Source organism: Burkholderia sp. YIM B11467 (assembly GCF_052952715.1).
The window spans coordinates 16,841-33,613 of sequence record NZ_JBQVSQ010000009.1 but is presented as its reverse complement, the minus strand read 5'-3'; the positions used below and the strand labels follow the sequence as shown (position 1 = coordinate 33,613).

Here is a 16,773-nt window from a genome sequence, read left to right as displayed (position 1 = left end):
GCGTCTACATTGCCTGCACGGGGACCGTCGGCGATGGGCCGGCGTGCGATCAGGAGACTGCTTGCACGGCCGCTCATCGATATCGCGACGCCACTGAATGCCAGCGTGGGGAGGCCGGCGGCGACTGCTCCGCCGCGGCGACTTCGCGCGCAATCGAGCGACTCACGCATGAATCCTGCCCGGTCCGACCTTTCCGCGCGTCCGCATCCCGATCCGGCATGCTGAACCTGTCCGCTACGGTCGCCTATGGCGTGCCGATCGTCGTTGCCGACCTCGTCGCATGGCGGCTGCTCGGGCATGGCCGTTCCACGACGAAAGCGGTCTGGCGCTGCGCGTCGTTCGCCGCGTTGACCTATGTGCTGTTCGCAACCGGCGTGAGCCCGCTCGCGGTGCCACCGTCGCCCGACCGATTCGATCGGCTGGCGATTCAGGTGATCGGTGTCGCATGGTGGCTGCAGTTCGCGCTGGTGTTCAGCCTGATGCTGGACCATCTGCTGTTGCCGCGCGCGTGGCGCAACCAGCGGCTGTTTCACGACATCGCCGCGGGCGCCGTGTTCGGCGCCGCCGCGGTAGCCGCGCTCGGCTATGTCCTCGGACTGCCGCTGAGCGGCGTGGTCGCGACGTCGGGCGCGATGGCCGTGATCCTGGGTTTGGCGGTCCAGAACACGCTGAACGATGTGTTCTCGGGCCTTGTGCTGAATACCACCCAGCCGTTTCGTCTTGGCGATACGGTATCGATCGGCGATCTGGAAGGGCGGATCGTCGAAAGCAACTGGCGCGCGACCAAGATGATCAACAGCCTCGGCAACCTGGTCGTCGTGCCCAACAGCGTTGCCGCGAAAGCGACGATCGTCAATCTCAGCGAACCCGTGAGCGTGCACGGTGTGACGCTGACGGTCGAGATCGACCCCCAGGTGCGGCCGGCCGTCGTCGTCAATGCGCTCGATCGGGCCGCGGCCAGTTCGTTGGATGTGCTGACGAATCCGGCGCCGGTGTCGGTCGTCAAGGCGTTCAGGGCCAACGCGATCGAATACGAGCTCGTCTGTTACGTCGACTCGCTGCAGAAAAAGGGGGTAGTCCGCAACCGGCTCTACGATCTGGCCCACCGGCATCTGGCCGCCGCGGACATCGCGTTGCGCCCGCTTGCGGGGTCGGCCGCGGAGCACCGTCCGGTGTCGCGCGGTCAACGGCTGCTGCACGCGGTCGACCTCTTCAAGCAGCTCGACGACGCCGATCTGGCGGTGCTGGCCGATGCGCTGGTGTCCCGTGTGTTCCACAAGGGCGACGTGATCTACGCGTCGGATTCCGATTCACGCCTGTTGACCATCGTCGGGTCCGGCGTCGCGTCGGTGTTCGTGCCGAGTGCCACGGGCAACATCGAAGTCAGGCGGATGGCGCCCGGCGATGCGATCGGCCAGTCCGTCGTGCTGGCCGGAACGCGGCTTCACGCGAGCGTCTACGCCGTGACTGCCGTGACGGTCTATCAGTTGAGCAGTCGCGACCTGACGCCGCTGATCGCGAGGAAACCCGAACTGGGCCGGTTGATGTGCGAATCGCTCACCGAGCACATCGCGACCGAGGAGAAGATGATGATCCCGCCGGCCGCGAAGGAGCATGCGTCGTTCAGCCTGATCGAGTGGCTCGAGAAGGAGATGAAGCGCCTGCACGATTCGTTCGGCTGACGCGATGGAAGGTTGCCCGAGCGGCGGAGTCAGGCGAACGCGGTGAACCGGTCGACGAGATCGGGGCGGGCGAGTTGATCGACCCACCAGTGCAGCGCGCGTCCGGCCTCGTCGCCACGCCACGCAATATAGCAATGGGTCGTGTCGCGCATGCCGGTCACCTGGCGTGCGACGAGCTTGCCCTGCGCGATCGCGCGTGCCGCGATGCAATCCGGCAGCGTGCCCACGGCGAGCCCTTCGCACTGCGCGGCCAGTTTCGCGGCGAGCGTCGGTACGGCGATATACGGCTGCCCGGCATCGATGGCGACCGAGCGCGGCTGCAGTTCGCGGGAGGTGTCGCTGATGACGGCGCCGCGATACTCGACGACCGACGCCATCGACAGCGGTTCGGGCAGTGCCGCGAGCGGATGGTTGGGGGCGACGGCGAACACGTGCTTGAGCGTGCCGATCGGCCGCGCAACGATGTCCGGCAGTTCCGGCGGTTCGCCCGCCGCGCCGACGACGAGATCCGCGCGGCGCGAAATCAGCGCGTCCCAGGTGCCGCCGAGCACTTCGGTGGACAGCCGCAGCCGCGTGTTCATCTCGAGTCCGTAGAACGTGTGCACGTACGGCCACAAGGCCTCGAACGGCAGGATCTCGTCGATACAGATGCGAACCTCGGTTTCCCAGCCTTGCTGCGCACGCTGCGCCTTGAGTTCGAGCTGTTCGGCCGCATGCAGCAGCCGGCGGCCCTCTTCGACGACCACGCGACCGGCGTGCGTGAGCTTCGCGCGGCGCCCGCTGCGATCGAACAGCGCGACGTCGAGGTCGCTCTCGAGCTTTTGCACGAGATAGGTCAGCGCAGACGGGACGCGGTGCAGGAGCTCCGCGGCTTCGGCGAACGTGCCGGTGCGGTCGATCGCGTCCAGCGCTTCGAGCGCTTCGAATGACAGCTTCATAGTGAATTCCACGGGGGGCGTCGGGCTGTCATGTTATCGCCAAGACCCGCGGAGTCCAATACGAATCGGAACAATTCGTCCGGGTACCGGAACCGGACGGCGGGGCAGGTCGTCGACGGCGCCCCGAGCGTCAATGTTCATACGTACCGGTTTTCCGCGCCGGCAACGCGTGGTGCTGGCCGCGGAAGCTGGGCGCGCGGCAGTCGGCGCGCCCGAGTCAGGTCAATCGAGGTGCGTCACGTCGGCGTCGATGGCGGGCGCTTCGCGGCGGCATTGGACGCATGCGCGCCGGGCAAGGGGCCGAACATGTGCTGGCTGCACTTCGCTTCACTCCACGCGGTGCCCAGTCGGTTCCCCGACAGCATCCGGCGTGCGAGCGGAAGGATCTGTTCGCCGGCAAGGATGCCCAGCAGACCGACCAGCGCGACGGTAGGCGGTGCCGGCGATTGCACGCCGATCACGTAGTAAACGATACCGGCGAGAATTCCGGCGAATAGCGAAAAAATATACGGTTTCATAAAACCAACATAAGCGAATGGCAACCGTGTGAGAAATACGGATAACTACCGACAAATACCGCGCGAACGCCTTGCGTGAAGCCTGTCACCAGCGTATCAGGCCACGTCGATCATGGCGATTGAATTCAAGCGATTTAAGATCTTTTAAGGCTGCGTTTTGGGTATTTTATTAATCGAAATGATTAAGTGGCGTTACCATGAATTTGCGTATTGAATGACACGGGCTGGCAGGCGAACCTCCCGGCACAGCGCATCAGGCGCCTCCCCGGCATGGTCGGCGAGGCAGGTTTCATTTTTCTCCGCGTCAAAGGACATCACCGTCATGAGCAATCCGAAGCTTGAAGTACTCACCCCCGGGAACAGCCAGCTGATCTTCATCGACCAGCAGCCGCAGATGGCGTTCGGCGTGCAGTCGATCGATCGTCAGGCGCTGAAGAACAACGTCGTCGGGCTCGCGAAGGCCGCAAAGGCATTCAACATCCCGACCACGATCACGACGGTCGAAAGCGAAAGCTTCTCGGGTCATACCTATCCCGAGCTGCTCGACGTGTTCCCGAACCAGAAGACGCTCGAACGCACGTCGATGAACTCGTGGGACGACCAGAAGGTGCGCGACGCGCTCGCCGCGAACGGTCGCAAGAAGGTGGTCGTCTCCGGCCTGTGGACGGAAGTCTGCAATACGACGTTCGCGCTTTGCGCGATGCTCGAAGGCGACTACGAGATCTACATGGTCGCCGACGCATCGGGCGGCACGTCGAAGGACGCGCACGACTTCGCGATGCAGCGGATGGTGCAGGCCGGCGTCGTGCCGGTGACGTGGCAGCAGGTCCTGCTCGAGTGGCAGCGCGACTGGGCGCACCGTGAGACCTACGACGCCGTGATGGCGATCGCGAAGGAGCATTCGGGCGCGTACGGGATGGGCGTGGACTACGCGTACACGATGGTCCACAAGACCGCACCGCGCACCGCAACGCCGCACGAGTCGCTCGCGCCCGTGCCGGCGAAGTGAGCGCAGTCGATCGCGACTGTCGATGCCGATGCCGCGCGTTCCCTGTGAACGCGTGACATCGGCGATACGCAAACGCGGGCGGCGGAATCCGTTCGATACACGGATGCCGCCCGCCGGGCGTTTGCCAGGGCGTACGGCCTGCCATTCAACTCGTCCGGGAAATTGTTCGTATGGAACCTTATCTGGTTTCGCTGGGTGCGGGCTTGCTGATCGGCGTCATTTACAGCGCGATCAAGGTTCGTTCTCCCGCACCGCCGCTGATTGCCCTTGTCGGGTTGCTCGGCATGGTGATCGGCGTGCAGGCCCTCCCCACCCTCAAACAGCTTTTTGGCTTCTGATCGAAGCGAGGTGACGCATATGACCGCAACCGAGACCCAACCGGATCTGATCCTCCGCAACGGAAGGTTCACGACCCTCGACCGCGCGAACCCCACCGCGACAGCGGTGGCAATAGCAGCAGGCCGCTTCGTCGCGGTTGGCAACGACGCGGACGTCATGCCGCTCGCCGGCCGCGCGACGAAAGTCGTCGACCTCGGTGGCCGTGCCGTGCTGCCGGGCCTGATCGACAACCACTGCCACGTGATTCGTGGTGGCTTGAACTACAACATGGAGCTGCGCTGGGACGGCGTGCCTTCGCTCGCGGTCGCGATGGAGATGCTGAAGCGGCAGGTTGCCGTCACGCCCGCGCCGCAGTGGGTGCGCGTGGTCGGCGGCTTCACCGAACACCAGTTTGTCGAGAAGCGCCTGCCGACGATCGACGAACTCAACGCGGCTGCGCCCGATACGCCGGTGTTCATCCTGCACCTGTACGACCGCGCGCTGCTGAATGCAGCGGCGCTGCGCGTGGTTGGCTACACGAAGGACACGCCGGAGCCGCCGGGCGGCACGATTCTGCGCGACGCCGCGGGCAACCCGACCGGGCTGCTGCTCGCGAACCCGAACGCGACGATTCTCTACGCGACGCTCGCGAAAGGGCCGAAGCTGCCGTTCGAATACCAGTACAACTCGACGCGCCACTTCATGCGCGAGTTGAACCGCCTCGGCGTGACGGGCGTGATCGACGCGGGCGGCGGTTCGCAGAATTATCCGGACGATTACGAAGTGATCCGCAAGCTGCACGATGCGGGCGAGATGACGATCCGGATCGCGTACAACCTGTTCACGCAGAAGCCGAACGCGGAGAAGGAAGACTTCGTGAACTGGACGAAGAGCACGAAGTATCACGACGGCACCGACTACTTCCGCAACAACGGCGCGGGTGAAATGCTGGTGTTCTCCGCGGCCGATTTCGAGGACTTCCGCGTCGCGCGCCCGGACCTGCCGGCACAGATGGAAGACGATCTCGAAGGCGTCGTGCGCGTGCTCGCGCAGAACCGCTGGCCGTGGCGCATGCATGCGACCTATGACGAAACGATCAGCCGCGCGCTGGACGTGTTCGAGAAGGTCAACAAGGACATTCCGCTCGAAGGGCTGAACTGGTTCTTCGATCACGCGGAAACCATTACCGAAAAATCGATGGACCGCATCGCGGCACTGGGTGGCGGCATCGCGGTGCAGCACCGGATGGCGTACCAGGGCGAGTATTTCGTCGAGCGCTACGGTGCGCAGGCGGCCGAAGCGACACCGCCCGTCGCGAAGATGTTGTCGAAGGGCATCAAGGTCTCGGCTGGTACCGACGCAACGCGCGTCGCGTCGTACAACCCGTGGGTGTCGCTCGCGTGGCTCGTGACGGGCAAGACGGTCGGCGGCCTGCGGATGTACCCGCAACGCAACCTGCTCGATCGCGAAACCGCGCTGCGCATGTGGACCGAGTACGTGACGTGGTTCTCGAACGAGGAAGGCAAGAAAGGGCGTGTCGCGGTCGGGCAGCTCGCCGACCTGGTGGTCCCGGATCGCGATTTCTTCGCGTGCGCGGAAGACGATATCGCGGATACGACCGCCTTGCTGACGGTGGTCGGCGGCAAGATCGTATGGGGTGCGGGCCCGTTCGCGTCGCACGATGCGCCGATTCCGCCCGCGATGCCGGACTGGTCGCCGGTGCGCGAGTACGGCGGCTACGGCGGCTGGGGCGCGACGCAGCGCAGCGGCGCACCGCTGCAGCGTGCGGCCGCCGCTGCGATGTGTGCCTGCGCGAGCGCCTGCAACGTGCACGCACATGCGCATGCGAGCGCGTGGGGCAGCGCGTTGCCGACGTCGGACGCGAAGGGCTTCTGGGGCGCGTTCGGTTGTTCCTGCTGGGCGATCTGACATGTCGACTGCAACTGGCCGGTACAGCCCCGGGTGGATTCGAGTCCTGCTTTCGCAGCCGTGGGTCGGAGCGCTGGTACGGCTTGCGCTGGTCTCCGCCTTTCTGATCGGCGGCGTCGCGAAGGCGCTGGATTTCGACGGCGCGGTCGCGGAGCAGGCGCGTTTCGGCCTGCACCCGCCCGCGCTGTGGGCTGCACTGGCGGTTGTGGTCGAGATCGGCGGTTCGTTATGCGTGGTGTTTCGCCGCTTCACGTGGCTCGGCGCCGGCAGCCTCGGCATGCTGACGCTCGTCGCGATGTGCGTGGCGAACGACTTCTGGAACCAGACGGGCACGGCGCACTTCATGGCGCTCAACAGTTTTTTCGAGCACCTGGGGCTGATTGCGGCGCTCGTCCTCGTCACCATGCTCGGCGATGTCCAGCATGAGGACGGCGACGGGCGCGCGTGATCGTTCGAACCGCCCATTGAAACCAGAAGGAAGTCCGGTCATGAAGACAGTTCGCGCCGCATGGTTGGCCCTGATGCTGGCGAGTGGTTTCGTCGCCGCTCCCGCTTCGTTCGCAACGCCCCCCAAGGCCGTCTCCACGCTTGCGCCGACGCTCGCCGTCGGTCCGCAATACGACACGACGCACGTGTACGTGGCGCCCGGGGATTTTGACCGTTTCACCGACAGCTTCGTCGCGACGTTCGGCGGCAGCAAGTCGAAGCAGGGCGTGTTCCAGGTCACGCCGACGCCGAGCCAGACGATGTCGCAGCTTGTGTTCACGCCGTCGGGCACGATCTCCGTGTTCGGTTTCAAGACGCCGGTGCCGTCGCCGTTCGGCACGGAGCGCACCGGTTATCTCGTGACCGACATGGACGTGGCGATGAAGGTGGCGCGCGAACACGGCGCCGATGTGCTCGTGGACACGTTCCCCGATCCGATCGGCCGCGATGCGGTCATCTCGTGGCCGGGCGGCGTGAGGATGCAGCTCTACTGGCATACGCAGGCGCCGCACTACGATGCGTTGCAGACGATTCCCGAGAATCGGGTGTACGTATCGCGGAATAACCTGCATAAATTCGTCCACGATTTCGTCAAGTTCTCGAACGGCAAGGTCGTGTCCGACGTGGCCAACGCGCCCGGTATCGAGATCGGGCAGCCGAACGGCACCTATCGCCGTGTCCGGATCGAATCGGGATTCGGCAAGATCACCGTGCTCGTGACGAATGGGCAGCTGCCTTACCCGTTCGGGCACGAAATGACCGGTTATCAAGTGCCGGACCTGTCCGCCACGCTGGAGAAAGCCAAGGCAGCCGGTGTCACCGTGCTCGTGTCGCCGTTCGCGTCCGACGGTCGTAACGCGGCAATCGTCCAGTTCCCGGGCGGCTATATCGCCGAGATTCACGCAAGCGTCGCGAAGTGAAGCCTGGCGACGCGGTGCTTTCTGCTTGGTGGTGAATGGCGCCGGCATGCCCGGCGCCTGAAGCGTGTCGTCACTACACGTGACGCGGCGTATGCTTTCATCGCAAAATATATCGTTATCCGAAATATATTGGATATGAGTCGAGCCGCAACGATGTGCGGTCAGGCACCGCCCTGCGCAGCCCGCGAAACCGTTTCCCACTGACATCAAACCGCGACGCGATCCGAACGTGCGCGCGACGCAGTTCGTCGAACCGGCGCGCGAGGCCATGCGCAATCTTGGTACAGTGGCGTAGCCGGCGAGTCTGGAGCGGATCGCTGGTATCGTCACTTTTCCACAAGCGCGTCCACGAGCAAAGGATCACGCCGTGCGCTCAATATTGCATTGAGCCGCAAGGCAGGGATGCGACCGCGCTTCACCGAACCGGCTTGGAGGTCGATCGATATGAAGGCTGCCCACTATTCGTCAAAAGGCCCGGCTCACGACGTTCTTGTCGTCGGCGACGAGCCGGATCCCACCCCTGAAGCGGGTGAAGTCCTCGTCCGCATTGCGCACTCGGGCGTGAATCCTTCCGACGTCAAATCGCGATCGGGTGTGACAAGCCCTGCGATGGAGTTTCCGCGCGTCATTCCTCACAGTGACGGCGCCGGCATTGTCGAGGCGGTGGGGGCCGGCGTCCCGGAACAATGGATCGGACGGCGCGTCTGGACGATCAATGGCCAGTGGCGTCGGCCGTTCGGCACGGCAGCGGAGCTGATCGCGTTGCCCGAAGACCAGGTTGCGCCATTGCCCGACAACGTTTCGACCGAGACGGGCGCGTCGCTGGGCATTCCGCTGCTGACGGCCTGGTATGCGGTGTACGCGTGCGGCGGGCTGCTCGGCAAGACGGTGCTGGTCTACGGTGCGACCGGCGCGGTAGGCGGCTACGCGACCCAGTTGGCCGCGTTTTCGGGCGCGCGGGTCATTGGCGTAGTCGGCAGCGACGAGAAGTGCCGGCTCGCGTCCCGGCTCGGTGCCGAGTGGGTCATCAATCGCAACGTGCAGGATGTGACTGCCACGGTGCGCGAGATGACGTCCGGCAAAGGCGTGGACGTCATCATCGAGGTCGACGCCGCGGCAAATGCCGGGAAATATGGCGAGCTGTTGAAGTTTGGCGGCGACGTGATCATTTACGGCTCGGGCGCGGGCGTGATCGAGGTTCCGTTCAGGCCGATGATCGTCGGTTTCGCGAATCTGCGATTCTTTATCGTCTACAACCTGCCGGTCGCCGTCAGGCAGGCGGCCATCGATGCGCTCACCCCGCTGCTGGAGCGCGGCGTGCTGCAACACCCGCAGGTCGAGATTTTTCCGCTTTCGGAGATCGCGAAGGCCCACGAGCGCGTCGAGTCCGGCGCGAACGCAAAGATCCTCGTCGATATGCAGCGGTAAGCGCGAATTGCAGCGCTACGCCGGATTGCAACGACATCGTATCGAACGCGACGACAACAAAAAACCCGCGAAGCCATGCGCTGTCGCGGGTCTTTGAATAGGTGCGAAACACGGTAAAACCGCGTCTGGTGCCGACGGCGAGACTCGAACTCGCACAGCTTTCGCCACTACCCCCTCAAGATAGCGTGTCTACCAATTTCACCACGTCGGCACTGCAAGGGGCGCAATTCTAGCGCCACATTGCGCGTTTGTGAAGGGGGTGTGACACGATTGCGGTGTACGCGAGAGCGATCCCGGTAAAATTCGTGCGATCGGTCCGACGACCATCGCAACCGCCATCCGCTTTCCACCGTGACATCTACCCTCGAACAACTGCAGGCCGGACAACTGTCGGGCGCACGGCAATTGAAGCTCGCATGCGGGCTGACCGAATTTCCGCGCGAGATCTTCGACCTCGCCGACACGCTCGAAGTGCTCGACCTGACCGGCAATGCGCTGTCCGCGCTGCCGGACGACCTGCCGCGGCTGCATCGCCTGCGCGTGCTGTTTGCGTCCGGCAACCGCTTCACCGCATTCCCGGAAGTGCTCGGCGCGTGTGCGCAGCTCGACATGATCGGCTTCAAGGCGAACCGGATCCGCACGGTGCCGCGCGGGTCTCTGCCGCGCGCACTGCGCTGGCTGATTCTGACCGACAACGAAATCGATGCGCTGCCCGGCGACATCGGCGACTGCTCGCGCTTGCAGAAGCTCATGCTCGCCGGCAACCGGCTGCGCGCGCTGCCGGTCGAAATGGCCGCGTGCCGTGCGCTCGAACTGGTGCGTCTGTCGGCGAACCGGCTGGACGACTTGCCGGACTGGTTGCTGCGCCTGCCGCGGCTCGCATGGCTCGCCGCTGCCGGCAATCCGTTCGGCGCGGCACCGGAGGCCGCGGCGTCCGCCGGGCCGGACGTGGCGGACGTCGACTGGGCGTCGCTCGCGTGCGGGCAGAAGCTGGGCGAAGGCGCATCGGGCGTAATTTACCGCGCGCAATGGACGGCGCAAGGCCATGCGCCGCGGGCGGTCGCGGTCAAGCTGTTCAAGGGCGCGGTGACGAGCGACGGGCTGCCCGATTGCGAGATGGCAGCGTGCCTGCATGCGGGCCGCCACCCGAACATGATCCCGGTGATCGGCAAGGTGCGCGGGCATCCGGACGGCACGCACGGCCTCGTGATGGAACTGGTCGATCCCGCGCTCACGAACCTCGCCGGGCCGCCGAGCTTCGCGACCTGCACGCGCGACGTGTATGAAGCCGACGCAAGGTTCGACCCGGCGGCAGCGGTGCGGATCGCGCACGGCATCGCGTCGGTCGCGGGCCATCTGCACGCACGCGGCATCATGCATGGCGACCTGTATGCGCACAACATCCTGCACGATGGCGAAGGCGGCGCGCTGCTCGGGGATTTCGGCGCGGCGTCGCTCTACGACGTGAATGACCGCATGCGCGGCGCCCGGTTCGAGCGGCTCGACGTAAGGGCGTTCGGTTATCTGCTCGGCGAGTTGCTCGAGCGATGCGAACCGCGTGCGTGGGCCGGCAGGCACGCGCTCGATGCGCTGGCGGCGGCCTGCCTGAACGAGGATGTCGATACCCGGCCGTCGTTCGACGACATCACGGCCGCGCTGGCCGCGCACCGACCCTGACGGAATCGCGCCCGCTTACGCTTGCCGCGCGGTCAGCAGCTTGATCCCGAGCCCGACGAACAGCAGCCCGCTGGCCCGCTTGAGCGCACGCACCGCGCGGCTCATGCCGAAGCCGCGATGGAACCGGCGCACGCCGGCCGAATAGACGCTGTGAACCACCACGACGGTGCACGCGATTGTCGCGTACATCACGACGAACTGCAGCGCGAGCGGGCGATCGTGCACGATGAACTGCGGCATGAACGCGGACAGGAAGATCATCGTCTTCGGATTGCTGCCCGACACGAACAGCGCTTCGCGGAACAGCTTCCGGCGATCGGGCACGGCGCGTTCCGTTTCGCGGTCCGACGTGGCGGTCTTCCGGTCGCCGCGCAGCTGCCGGACACCGAGGAACATCAGATACGCGGCGCCGACGATCTTCATCGCGACGAACAGCGGCGGCATCGCGGCAAGCACCGCGCCGACGCCGAGCGCGACGAACAGCACGACCACGCCCTGCGCAACGAGGTTGCCCGCGATCGTCGCGGCGGTGCCGTGCGTGCCGTAGCGCACCGTGTTGCGGATGACGAGCAGCACGTTGGGCCCCGGCGACAGTGTCGTGGCAAGATACGCAGCGGCAAACAGCATCCAGGTCTGAATCGACATGCATCGCTCCGAGAGACGGTTCCGGCGGGCGGGATGAACCGATGATGCCACGCCAATAATGGCGCGGGCCGCCGCCGGAACCGTGCCGTCGCGGCGCGTCAGCTTGCGTCGCGCATGCAGTACGCGGGGATCGACGGCGGCGTATCGATCGCGGCGGGCCGCGTCATCCACGCGATCCACGCGGCCCATAACCCGCACGCGATCAGCACGGCGATATTGAGCGGCGTCCGGTAACGGACGATCAGGTCGGCCAGCGGAATGCGGTTCTTCATGTTCGTCTCCATCGGTCGTGGCGGATGCGGCCTATTGGCCGCTATACGAAGGCGCCTTGGCGTCGCAGGTCACGGACACCGTCGAACCGTCGGCGAAATGCAGCCGGAGCGGCACCTTCGCGCCGGGCGCGACGGCCTGGCGCGGCTGCTCCAGCATCACGTGATAGCTCTTCGGCTTGAACGTCACCGTGCCGTGCGCGGGGACCGCGACCGCGTCGACGTGGACCATCTTCGCGGTGCTGCCGTTCGTTTGCGTTTCGTGCACCATCGCCATCCCGTACGCGGGCGAGTCGATGTCCGTCAGCGTGGCGGGCGCGTCGCCGTCGTTCTTCAGCGTGAAGTAGCCGGATGACGGCACCGTCGCCGGCATCGCGCGGATCCAGCACGCGTCGGCCTGCACGGCCGGCGCGGCGAACGTGACGGGCGCTTGCAGCGCCAGCAGCGTGACGAGCAGGCTGGTCGGAATCGAGTGTTTCATAGTTAGTTTTCCTTATGGGTGGCTACAGGGGGGATCGCGTGCATCACTTCAGCGTGAACGTGTAGTGGCCTTGCGTGCGATGGCCGTCGCTGGCCACCGCGATCCACGCGACCGTGTACGCGCCGGCCGTCAGGTTGGCCAGCGCGACGCGCATCCGCTTGCGGTTGCCGGCGTCGACGGCCGATTTCCCGTCGGCGACCGACTGCCCGCGGCTGTCGGTGACGGCGATCGAACTGAAGGCCGGTTCGAGCGCTTCGCTGAAATCGATCGTGACCGCGTGCGGTGCGCTCGAGAGCGTGGCGTTGGCGGCCGGTTCCTGCGTCTTCGGATGCGCGTGGGCATGGGCGGCCTGGATGACGACGAAGCCGAGTGCGGCGAGTGCGCCGCGAACGAACGAGGTGGTTTTCATGGCTGGATCTGCGAGTGGCGAATCGGATGGAGAAAGACGGATTCGACGGACGCATGTGCGAGCGGCATCGCAACGGCTACGATGCCGGCTGCCGTCGGCACGGACGTGCGCTGCCGGACGTTCGCCTGTGAGCGAATGTCGGCGTGGTGGTGCGAACCGGAAGCGGCCAACCGCACGCACGGCACGACGCCGCGCGCAACACGGTGAGACATGATCGTCCTTCGAAACGTGACACGTCACGCACGCCAGTGGCATGCGCGGACCGCGCGATGCGCTACGGCATCACGCGTGACGACAACGGTTCAGGACGCGAGCGGAGGGGCGCGCGGTTGCGCGGCCGTGAGCGGCAGCGCACGGCGCAGGCTTTCGAAGCGGGTGGCTTCGCGGTGCTGGATGACGTGCACGTTGGCCGCGAACGTCAGTTCGGGCGCGGGCAGTGCGGGGGTATGGGCAAGCAGGCTGCAATAGCCGCACGCCTGGAGATGGGCCTGCAGGCTTTTCGACGATGCATCGGTTGCGTGACCGGCGGCGGCCGGTGCGGCCGTGCAGTAGCCGGCCAGCAGCGCGTCGACGCGCCCTTGCGTCGTCAGCGCCTGCGAGATCGTCGGCGCGAGCGCCGTCATCAGGATGGCGAGTATCCCGATCAGACTGCCGATCTTCCGGAGACGACGACTCAGCATGCGATACGCGGCGGCGTGTGGGCGACGATGGAGCGGATTATGCCACGCACGTCGCAGCACGGGCATGCGCGCATGCGCATGACGGGGAGAACACGCGGCGCGGCGGCGCGCTATGCGTGCTTCGCCAGATATTTCGTGATCAGCGTCATCTGTGCGGCCCAGCCCTGATCGTTCATGTCGCGCGCCTTCGCGCGCCGCGTCTAGTCGAGCATGACCGCGTCGGGGATGTCGAGCACGATGTCCGACGTCGCGACGGCCACGCACGGCAGCGTATAACCGTCGGCTTTTTCGTCGCGGCTCAGCCCTGGCCACTCGATCGTGTAGCGTACGCTGCCGCTGACGATCCGGCAAAGGCAACTGCGGCACGTGCCGTTGCGGCACGAGCGCGGCAGCGACACGCGCGCGAACGCGGCGGCTTCGAGCAGCGTCAGCGAATCGGGCGCGTCGAAGGTCGCGCCGAGCGGCTCGATGCGCACGAGGGGCGGGTGGTCTGGATCGGTCATGAGTGATGCGGGCGGCGGTTCGGCGGATACGCGCCAAGCATACCCGAACCCGCATGCGGCCGGCGCCCGCCGGCCGCGGGCGTCAATGGCGGCGCAGGTACCGGTACACGGTATTGCGTGCGAGACCGAGCTCGCGCGCGGCCGCCGACACGTTGCCGCCGTGCCGCGCGAGCACCGCATCGATTACGGCGGCCTGATGGCTTTGCAGCGTCGTCCCTTCGCGCGTGTCGGCCGATGCGGCGGGGGTTGCCGACGTCGGCGCGGTCGATGCGGCCGGTGCGTCGGCGCAGTCGAGCCAGAAATCGTCGGGCAAATGCGCGAGCGTGATTTCGGCTTCGTCTTCGGCGAGCATGCCGGCCGTGCGCAGCACGTTGGTCATCTGCCGCAGGTTGCCGGGCCAGCGGTGGCGCGCGAACGCGTCGAGCACGTCGGGCGCGAGGCGGCGCGGCATCGGTTCGCTGCGGGCGAGCCGCGCGAGAATCCGGTCGACGAGCGCGGGCAGGTCGGTGCGCGCGGCGAGCGCCGGCAGCGTGACCGCGAGCCCATTGATCCGGTAGAACAGGTCTTCGCGGAACGTGCCTTCCGCGATCATCGCGCGCAGGTCGCGATGGGTCGCGCAGACCACGCGCACGTCGACCGGCACCGCGCGCGCGCCGCCGAGCGGCATCACCGCGCGCTCCTGCAGCACGCGCATCAGCCTGACCTGCTGCGCGAGCGGCATGTCGCCGATCTCGTCGAGAAACAGGGTGCCGCCGTCGGCCTGCACGATCTTGCCGGGGCTGCCGCGCTTGCGCGCGCCCGTGAATGCGCCGTCCTCATAACCGAACAGTTCGGCCTCGATCAGCGAATCGGGCAGCGCCGCGCAGTTGACCGCGACGAACGGGCCATCCGCGCGCGGCGATGCCTGGTGCAGCGCGCGGGCGAGCCATTCCTTGCCGGTACCGGTCTGGCCGAGGATCAGCAGCGGCAGGTCGCGCCCGCGGATCTTCGCGACGCGTTCGAGCACGGCGGCCATCCGCGCATCGCCGGTGTCGAGCGTCGCGAACGTGATCGCGTCGGGGTCCGGTGCGCGCACGCGTGCGGCCGGTGCGGGCGGCGTGACCGCGATGGCCGTCCGGTGCGCTTCCGCGAATTCGCAGCGCGCGAGCACGCGTACGCCGGTTGGCAGCGTGAGGCGGAACGTCGCGCCGGGTGCACGCGCCGCCTGCTGCGCGAGCTGGCCGAAGCGCATGCCGAACAGCGCGTCGCTGCCTTGATGCTGCAGTGCATCGAACGGCGCGCCGAGCTGGAATTGCGCGCTGCGGTTCGCGGCGATCAGTCCGCCGTCGGGGCCGAACGCGACGAGCCCGGCGAACAGCGAGTCGACGCATTCCTCGTGGGCATGAAAACGGAGCCGCAATGCATCCGCGCACTGGTTCGCGAACAGATGGTTCTCGATCAGTTGCGCGGACATCCGCACGAGCGCGAGCGTATGCGGGCTGGAACCGCGCGGGTCGCCGCTGACGTCGAGCGTGCCGAGCGTGCGGCCGAACGGATCGAAGATCGGCGCGCACGAGCAGGTGAGGATGTGGTTGGCGCGCAGGAAGTGTTCGGAACCATGCACGGCGACGGCCTGGCCCGATGCGAGCGCGGTGCCGATCGCGTTGGTGCCGCGCGCGCCTTCGGCCCACGACACGCCGGTGCACAGTGCGACGCGGTTGGCTTTTTCGATGAAGTCCGCGTCGCCGATGCTGTGCAGGATCACGCCGTCGGCGTCGGTCAACAGCACGAGGCTTTGCGTATCGGCGATTTGCGCGTGGAGGTTCTCCATGACCGGGCGCGCGTGTGAAAACAGCGCGTGGTTCGTGTCGAGCAGTTCGCGCAGCGCGATGCGCGACAGCGGCGAGAAATCGGGGCGTTCGTGCGCGCGCAGGCCGACCGCGGTCGAACGCGCATGCGCCTGCGCGAGCAGGTCGGTGCGACCCGCGGTGGCGGGCAGCACGAAGGGTTGCGGCATGACTTGTCTCCTGTCGACCCCAGTTAGCGCTTTAGCGCTTACTGGGGTCCCATGCTTCGCGGTCGATCCGAGTTAGCGCTTCAGCGCTTACTCCGATCCCATGCTTCGCGGTCGGTCCCAGCTAGCGCTTCAGCGCCTACTGGGATCGCATGCTTCGCGGTCGGCCTCGGTCAGCGCTTCAGCGCTTACTCGGACCCCAAGCTCCTCGATCGGCCCCTCCAGCGCGTTGCCATGTGCCGAAGCGCTTGCACCGAAACCGTCTGCGGAATCCAGGTTCCGCTTGCGGCGCACCATCGGTGCACGCAGGCCGACCATCCGGGTACGCATCATCATACAAGCGCCACGTGCGATATGCGACCGCGAACAAAATCCCCTTGCTTTTAAGCGCCCGCCTGCAATGATGGAAATGGAGCACGCACGCGCCGTGTTCCGCATTGCAACATGCATGCGACGCGACATGCATCCGTTCGGGAGACGCATCATGGTTCGGACGGAACTGAGAGTCGTGCTGGCGGCCATCGCCACATTCATCATGCTGGGCGGCATTGCCGTGGCGATCCACGGGTTGCTGTTCGATTTGACCGATGCGGTGCGATACGGGGCAGCCGCGATTGCGGTGGGCGCCACGACGGCTGCGATCGCGCTCAACGTCTGGCCGACCGATCCGCACTGATGCCCGTTTCCGAAAGGGTGCCGGATGCCGCGCTGATCAGACGAAATGCGCGTCGGAACGACGCACACCGGAATATTTGTCTCCTGCGCGAAACCGTCTAAAGTGGAAGTCAACCGGCATGCATTGTCCGCGCCAACACCCCGTGGACGGTGCCTCCGCTGGCGAGCCCGTGTCCATTTCGTCCGGCCGGTAGGGGACGACGGACGCGGTCA

19 protein-coding genes, 1 tRNA gene and 1 pseudogene are annotated in these 16,773 nt (G+C 66.2%); 9 read left to right on the top strand and 12 right to left on the bottom strand.

All coding sequences use genetic code 11. The features are described 5' to 3' along the window. The first annotated feature begins 218 nt into the window (after positions 1-218). Complete coding sequence (locus tag ACTRWB_RS27450; RefSeq protein WP_446903670.1) at positions 219-1,682, top strand: mechanosensitive ion channel domain-containing protein; 1,464 nt, start codon at positions 219-221, stop codon at positions 1,680-1,682. Between the two features lie 29 nt (positions 1,683-1,711). Here ACTRWB_RS27450 and ACTRWB_RS27445 read toward each other — a convergent pair whose 3' ends face one another. Beyond that, a complete protein-coding gene (locus ACTRWB_RS27445) occupies positions 1,712-2,620 on the bottom strand; it encodes a LysR family transcriptional regulator (protein ID WP_446903669.1) in 909 nt (302 codons plus the stop codon). Positions 2,621-2,856: 236 nt separating this feature from the next. Further along, positions 2,857-3,138: a XapX domain-containing protein gene (locus ACTRWB_RS27440; protein ID WP_412025614.1), complete on the bottom strand. Its 282-nt coding sequence runs from the start codon at positions 3,136-3,138 to the stop codon at positions 2,857-2,859. 322 nt (positions 3,139-3,460) lie between these two features. Here ACTRWB_RS27440 and ACTRWB_RS27435 point away from each other — a divergent pair, with 322 nt between their 5' ends. The 6 genes from ACTRWB_RS27435 (at position 3,461) to ACTRWB_RS27410 (ending at position 9,228) form a co-directional block, all read left to right on the top strand. Then, positions 3,461-4,147: a hydrolase gene (locus ACTRWB_RS27435; protein WP_412023995.1), complete on the top strand. Its 687-nt coding sequence runs from the start codon at positions 3,461-3,463 to the stop codon at positions 4,145-4,147. Between the two features lie 170 nt (positions 4,148-4,317). Then, positions 4,318-4,485 (top strand): DUF1427 family protein, encoded by a 168-nt coding sequence (locus ACTRWB_RS27430; protein WP_412023996.1) that lies wholly within the window; start codon positions 4,318-4,320, stop codon positions 4,483-4,485. Between the two features lie 19 nt (positions 4,486-4,504). After that, complete coding sequence (locus ACTRWB_RS27425; protein WP_446903668.1) at positions 4,505-6,394, top strand: amidohydrolase; 1,890 nt, start codon at positions 4,505-4,507, stop codon at positions 6,392-6,394. Position 6,395: 1 nt separating this feature from the next. Beyond that, positions 6,396-6,842, top strand: a complete 447-nt coding sequence (locus tag ACTRWB_RS27420) for a DoxX family protein (protein ID WP_446903667.1) — start codon at positions 6,396-6,398, stop codon at positions 6,840-6,842. 40 nt (positions 6,843-6,882) lie between these two features. Then, on the top strand, positions 6,883-7,800 hold the full coding sequence (locus tag ACTRWB_RS27415) for a VOC family protein (protein WP_446903666.1): 918 nt from the start codon (positions 6,883-6,885) through the stop codon (positions 7,798-7,800). A gap of 444 nt (positions 7,801-8,244) precedes the next feature. After that, the gene (locus tag ACTRWB_RS27410; protein WP_446903665.1) at positions 8,245-9,228 is read left to right on the top strand and encodes an NADPH:quinone reductase; all 984 of its coding nucleotides are present in this window, start codon (positions 8,245-8,247) and stop codon (positions 9,226-9,228) included. A 126-nt stretch (positions 9,229-9,354) separates the two neighbouring features. Here ACTRWB_RS27410 and ACTRWB_RS27405 read toward each other — a convergent pair. Then, positions 9,355-9,439, bottom strand: a tRNA-Leu gene (locus ACTRWB_RS27405). A 140-nt stretch (positions 9,440-9,579) separates the two neighbouring features. Between ACTRWB_RS27405 and ACTRWB_RS27400 the strand changes: the two genes are divergently transcribed. Next, positions 9,580-10,905 carry a leucine-rich repeat-containing protein kinase family protein gene (locus tag ACTRWB_RS27400; RefSeq protein WP_446903664.1) on the top strand — a complete coding sequence of 442 codons (1,326 nt, stop codon included), beginning with the start codon at positions 9,580-9,582 and terminating at the stop codon, positions 10,903-10,905. A gap of 15 nt (positions 10,906-10,920) precedes the next feature. On the opposite strand, the gene ACTRWB_RS27395 is transcribed toward ACTRWB_RS27400, so the two are convergent. From ACTRWB_RS27395 to ACTRWB_RS27355, 9 genes and pseudogenes are all read right to left on the bottom strand, one after another. Next, positions 10,921-11,550, bottom strand: coding sequence for a LysE family translocator (locus ACTRWB_RS27395; protein WP_446903663.1), 630 nt, complete (start codon positions 11,548-11,550; stop codon positions 10,921-10,923). A gap of 98 nt (positions 11,551-11,648) precedes the next feature. After that, positions 11,649-11,822 carry a hypothetical protein gene (locus ACTRWB_RS27390; RefSeq protein ID WP_164992052.1) on the bottom strand — a complete coding sequence of 58 codons (174 nt, stop codon included), beginning with the start codon at positions 11,820-11,822 and terminating at the stop codon, positions 11,649-11,651. Between the two features lie 31 nt (positions 11,823-11,853). Beyond that, positions 11,854-12,300, bottom strand: coding sequence for a copper chaperone PCu(A)C (locus ACTRWB_RS27385; RefSeq protein ID WP_446903662.1), 447 nt, complete (start codon positions 12,298-12,300; stop codon positions 11,854-11,856). 43 nt (positions 12,301-12,343) lie between these two features. Next, entirely contained in the window at positions 12,344-12,709 is a 366-nt protein-coding gene (gene copC / locus ACTRWB_RS27380; protein WP_446903661.1) for a copper homeostasis periplasmic binding protein CopC, read from the bottom strand. Positions 12,710-13,011: 302 nt separating this feature from the next. Next, positions 13,012-13,389 (bottom strand): DUF2946 domain-containing protein, encoded by a 378-nt coding sequence (locus ACTRWB_RS27375; protein ID WP_446903660.1) that lies wholly within the window; start codon positions 13,387-13,389, stop codon positions 13,012-13,014. Positions 13,390-13,499: 110 nt separating this feature from the next. Further along, positions 13,500-13,586 (bottom strand): annotated as a pseudogene (locus ACTRWB_RS27370) (vanillate O-demethylase oxidoreductase VanB); the annotation flags it as partial. 3 nt (positions 13,587-13,589) lie between these two features. Then, positions 13,590-13,892 (bottom strand): 2Fe-2S iron-sulfur cluster-binding protein, encoded by a 303-nt coding sequence (locus ACTRWB_RS27365; RefSeq protein ID WP_446903659.1) that lies wholly within the window; start codon positions 13,890-13,892, stop codon positions 13,590-13,592. 82 nt (positions 13,893-13,974) lie between these two features. Then, positions 13,975-15,888: a sigma-54-dependent Fis family transcriptional regulator gene (locus tag ACTRWB_RS27360; RefSeq protein ID WP_446903658.1), complete on the bottom strand. Its 1,914-nt coding sequence runs from the start codon at positions 15,886-15,888 to the stop codon at positions 13,975-13,977. Positions 15,889-16,017: 129 nt separating this feature from the next. Then, positions 16,018-16,221: a hypothetical protein gene (locus ACTRWB_RS27355; protein ID WP_446903657.1), complete on the bottom strand. Its 204-nt coding sequence runs from the start codon at positions 16,219-16,221 to the stop codon at positions 16,018-16,020. Between the two features lie 64 nt (positions 16,222-16,285). On the opposite strand from ACTRWB_RS27355, the gene ACTRWB_RS27350 reads away from it, so the two are divergent. Then, positions 16,286-16,561, top strand: coding sequence for a DUF2964 family protein (locus tag ACTRWB_RS27350; RefSeq protein ID WP_240674446.1), 276 nt, complete (start codon positions 16,286-16,288; stop codon positions 16,559-16,561). The last annotated feature ends 212 nt before the right edge of the window (positions 16,562-16,773 follow it).